General features: G+C 34.7%; 4 protein-coding genes and 1 tRNA gene. 4 read left to right on the top strand and 1 reads right to left on the bottom strand.

Annotated elements, in window-relative coordinates; all coding sequences use genetic code 11:
- Nucleotides 1-142 precede the first annotated feature (142 nt).
- Nucleotides 143-216 (bottom strand) — tRNA-Asn (locus VFM92_RS02860).
- A gap of 267 nt (nt 217-483) precedes the next feature.
- Here VFM92_RS02860 and VFM92_RS02855 point away from each other — a divergent pair.
- The 4 genes from VFM92_RS02855 to VFM92_RS02840 all read left to right on the top strand — a co-directional run bounded on the left by VFM92_RS02855 (nt 484) and on the right by VFM92_RS02840 (nt 4,815).
- Nucleotides 484-924, top strand: a complete 441-nt coding sequence (locus VFM92_RS02855; protein ID WP_325120684.1) for an Hsp20/alpha crystallin family protein — start codon at nt 484-486, stop codon at nt 922-924.
- Between the two features lie 150 nt (nt 925-1,074).
- Complete coding sequence (locus VFM92_RS02850) at nt 1,075-2,556, top strand: trypsin-like peptidase domain-containing protein (RefSeq protein ID WP_325120683.1); 1,482 nt, start codon at nt 1,075-1,077, stop codon at nt 2,554-2,556.
- Nucleotides 2,557-2,751: 195 nt separating this feature from the next.
- Nucleotides 2,752-4,302: an aldehyde dehydrogenase family protein gene (locus tag VFM92_RS02845; RefSeq protein WP_325120682.1), complete on the top strand. Its 1,551-nt coding sequence runs from the start codon at nt 2,752-2,754 to the stop codon at nt 4,300-4,302.
- A gap of 105 nt (nt 4,303-4,407) precedes the next feature.
- Nucleotides 4,408-4,815 (top strand): response regulator, encoded by a 408-nt coding sequence (locus tag VFM92_RS02840; protein WP_325120681.1) that lies wholly within the window; start codon nt 4,408-4,410, stop codon nt 4,813-4,815.
- The last annotated feature ends 198 nt before the right edge of the window (nt 4,816-5,013 follow it).

Raw genomic sequence — 5,013 nt, 5'->3', positions numbered from 1 at the left:
GTTCAACCCTTCTTCTAAAACTGATCTAACAATCTGTTCTTTTTGATCAATACTGAATTTGTTCCTTTTTCTCTTTTTCATAAAAAACCCCAAAGGTTATGTCTAACTTTTGGGGTTCACTTCATCTCTGCAAGGCTTTTTGCTCCTCTTCTTGGACTCGAACCAAGGACCCTTTGATTAACAGTCAAATGCTCTAACCAGCTGAGCTAAAGAGGAATTTTTTCCGTTTGGGGAATGCAAATATGCACGCCTCTTTTATTATTTCCAAATACTTCTTTTAAAAAAACGAAATATTTTTCCTGAAGTAAATAATGTCACCGATATTTCATTCAAGATTACATAAAAATGCCACAATGACACACAATAATAGTAGAAAATAAATAAATAATGCCATTGTGACTTGTTTTAGGTTAAAATTCATATTGGTACAAAATTTTCTATCACACTCTTGAATTCAATGTTTAACCTTAAACCTTTAAAATTATGACACTTATAAAGTATAATCCAAGTTTACCTAGTACAGAAAACAGAAGCTTTTCAAGTTTGCTAGACCGATTTTTTCAAGATTCCTTTAATGGACTAGGCAAAGAGATGCAACATTTTGCACCTCAAGTGGATATTTCAGAAAGTAAAAATGCTTTTGAAATAGCAGTTGCCGCACCAGGTATGAAAAAATCAGATTTTAACATCGATATGAATGATGGTTCAATCACCATCTCTGGGGAAAGAAAATTTGAGGAGAAGAAAAACGAAAAAAATTATCATGCTGTAGAAACTCAGTATGGTTCTTTCTCAAGAACTTTTCATTTACCAGAAAATATCAAAGAGGAGAAGATTGAAGCATCTTATCAGGATGGCATTTTGAATATTATTATTCCTAAGGATGAGAAAAAGGAACTAAAAAGGACTATTCAAATCAAGTAATCTTTTAGATGTAAGTATATAATTAGATGTAAGTATATAATTATAGGTAAGGGGCAAAAAGCCCCTTTTCAATTTAAAAGGTTAATACAATAAGGTTTGGAACAGAAGCGTTTAATATGCGTTTTACAGTTAGGTTTTAAAATGAATAGAATGATGAATAAGAGACAGTTTTTTATAGGAATTATTTTTGCCTCTATTTTGAGCGCTTTAATTTCAGTTGGAGGATATATTTATTTAGTACCTGGAGCGTCTTCAGCGGATAATAAGAGTTTTGAGGAAATTCAATCGAATAATGCACGATTTTCAAGCTTTTTGGATGAAACGAAATATAATGTACCAGAAGGAATAAACTTCATTTATGCAGCGGAGCAAGTCACACAAGGCGTAGTGCATATCAAGGCGAAAGTTGAAAGAGATATGCCAAGAAGTCATTCTCCTTTTGAAGAATTATTTCGTGATTATTATGGAGACAGAGGGCCGCAAATGAGAAAAGGCCAATCTTCAGGCTCAGGAGTTATCATTTCGCCAGATGGATATATTGTAACCAATAATCATGTGGTAGAAAATGCTACTGAATTAGAGGTAATTCTTCATGATAATAGAAGTTATATAGCTGAGGTGGTAGGGACAGATCCAAATACTGATATTGCCTTATTAAAAATTGATGAAGAAGATTTGAAGTTTGTTGAGTTCGGTAATTCTGATAATGCAAAAATTGGAGAGTGGGTGTTGGCAGTTGGAAATCCATTTAATTTGACTTCTACTGTTACAGCAGGAATTGTAAGTGCTAAAGCTAGAAACATCAATATTTTAAGTAGCGAGAATCGCTATGGGATTGAATCTTTTATACAAACTGATGCAGCAGTAAACCCTGGCAATAGTGGTGGAGCTCTGGTAAATTTATCAGGTAAATTAATAGGCGTAAATACAGCTATTGCAACCCCTACAGGTAGTTATGCTGGATACTCATTTGCTGTGCCATCTATTTTAGTTGAAAAAGTAGTAAACGATTTGAAAGAATATGGAGTAGTGCAAAGAGCTGTATTGGGTGTAAGTATAGTTGATTTAAATGACCCAAGATTGGGAGATCAAGAATTTGCTACTAACTTAGGAGTGTTTGTTGCGGGTACTACTCCAGGAAGTGCTGCGGAAGAAGCTGGAATGATGAGTGAAGATATCATTATTAAAATAAATGAGAAGGATATTTCTAATGTTGCAGAACTACAAGAGCAAATAGCAAGATTTAGTCCTGGAGAAGAAGTGGAAGTAACTTATCTACGAGATGGAAATGAGAAAACCACTACCATCGAACTTAAAAGCTTGGTGAATTCTACAGAAATTGTAAAAGCCAGTACTGCAAGAATGTTAGGCGGGGCTACTTTTGAAGATGTTAGTGAAGAAGAACTAGAGGAACTAGGCATTAGTGGTGGTTCTAAAGTTGTTGAAATTGAGGACGGAAAATGGAAGGATATAGGAATTCAAGAAGGCTTTATTGTAACTGCGATTGATAAAGGTTCAATTGAAAATACAGAAGATTTAATAACAACGCTTCAAGGAAAACAAGGAGGAGTTTTAATTGAAGGAATATATCCGGATGGAACAAAAGCATACTATGGTATGGGATGGCAATAAGTCATAACTTTTGTAAATAATTTCAAAAGGCACTCAAATACGAGTGCCTTTTTCTTTTGTTATCCTGCAAAAAAAGCCAATTTTGTGCTAATCAAATATTAAAAAGCTTGCTTAAACCATTGGGTTTTTGCTAAAAACATGCTTTAGACTTATTAAAGACCTTTTAAATCATATATTGTATAATAACTTATTACTATGGATATTAAAAAAACTTATGGCTTAGCAGATGCCTTAACCAAATTAGGAGTAAAAGATCATAATGGTGGTACTTCAACCGGCAGTAACTGGATGAAAGGAAACGGAAAAATTAGCTCAGTTTCTCCAGTTGATGGAAAAGAAATTGCATCAGTAGGCATTACTACCGCTGAAGATTACGATAAAGCTATTCAAACGGCTAATGAGGCATTCAAAACCTGGAGCAACATGCCAGCTCCCGTCAGAGGAGAAATTGTTCGCCAATTTGGAAACCGATTAAGAGAATTAAAAGATCCATTAGGAAGGTTAGTTTCCTATGAAATGGGTAAATCCCTTCAAGAAGGATGGGGTGAAGTGCAAGAGATGATTGATATTTGCGATTTCGCAGTAGGCTTATCTCGACAGCTATATGGCTTAACGATTAAGTCTGAACGGCCTGATCACTCTATGCAAGAGCAGTGGCATCCATTGGGAATTACTGCAATAATTTCTGCTTTTAATTTTCCAGTTGCAGTTTGGAGTTGGAACACAGCCTTGGCATGGGTTTGTGGAAATGTTACCGTATGGAAACCCTCTGAAAAAGCACCATTAACAGGAATTGCTTGCCAAAATATTATTGCGGAAGTATTGAAAGAAAATGATATGCCAGAAGGTATCTCTTGCTTGATAAATGGTGATTACAAAGTGGGTGAGATGATGACAAAGGATGCTCGCATCCCATTGGTTTCTGCTACAGGCTCAATCAAAATGGGTAAAATTGTTGGACAAGAAGTTGCTGCTCGTTTGGGTAAATCCATTTTAGAATTAGGAGGAAATAATGCGATGATTATTTCTAAAGAAGCAGATTTGAAGATGACCCTAATAGGAGCTGTTTTTGGTGCTGTAGGGACTGCTGGCCAGCGTTGCACCTCAACTCGTAGATTAATCATTCATGAAGATATCTATGATGAATTAATAGAGAAGATGAAAAATGCTTATGCACAATTGAGCATAGGGAATCCACTTGACGAAAAAAATCACGTTGGGCCAGTAATCGATAAAGATTCTGTAAACAGTTATTTGAAAGCTATTGAAAAAGCTAAATCCGAAGGCGGAAAAGTAATAGTTGAAGGTGGAGTGTTAGAAGGTGAAGGATATGAGAGCGGATGCTACGTGAAGCCCGCAATTATAGAAGCTAAAAATAGTTTTGAAATCGTGCAAGAAGAAACTTTTGCGCCTATCCTTTATGTAATGAGATACAGTGGTGATGTAGAAAATGCTTTTGCCTTACAAAATGGCGTGAAACAAGGGTTGTCTTCTGCAATTATGACTAATAATATGCAAGAGGCACATAGATTTTTGTCTTCCCAAGGTTCAGATTGTGGAATAGCTAATGTTAATATTGGAACTTCTGGTGCTGAAATTGGTGGAGCATTTGGTGGTGAAAAAGAAACAGGAGGAGGAAGAGAGTCAGGCTCGGATGCTTGGAAAGCATATATGAGAAGGCAAACGAATACCTTGAATTATGGTAACTCCTTACCATTAGCTCAAGGAATAAAATTCGATATTTAAAATTTTTGAGGAAATGCGCACGATTATTCGTGTGCATTTTCTATATTGAATTGTTTTTAAAGAAAACTAATTTTTTAACTTGTTCTCAAATCAAAATTGTTCAATATGAGTAAATATCATTCCGTCATGCTAATCGATGATAACGAAATCGATAATTTGATTAACCAGAAAATGGTAGAAGCAGCAGGCTTGTCTAAATATATTTATACACATACAGGTGCCAAAAGTGCAATAGAATTCCTGAAGAATATTGAGCAATTAGAAAACGAAATTGTTTCTAGTGTTTTGCCAGATGTTATATTTTTAGATATAGACATGCCATTAATGGATGGGTTCCAATTTTTGGAGGAATTCAATAAATTGAAAGATACTACGAAGGATAAATGTCGAATAGTAATGTTAACTTCCTCGATTAATCCTCAGGATGTTAGCAAATCTAAAAAATATGATTCAGTAAAGAAATATCTAAATAAGCCGTTATCTCAGGAAAGTTTAAAAGACTTGTCTATTTAGTGGAAAAAGTAACTTATACAAAAAAGCCATTTGAATCTGATTCAAATGGCTTTTTTGTGACACTATCCCAAAAAGTGTGTAACTAAAAATTTTGAAGATAGGGTTAAGATTCATTTAATCTGACCCTATCTTCAAATATAATAAGAAAACTGTTAAGTATTACTCCCCAGTTTCTAATAGGCTGAGTCCATTTTTTAC

It is taken from the genome of Marivirga sp., from assembly GCF_035704835.1.
Taxonomy (GTDB): Bacteria; Bacteroidota; Bacteroidia; order Cytophagales; family Cyclobacteriaceae; genus Marivirga.
This window is presented reverse-complemented; position numbering and strand designations above follow the sequence as displayed.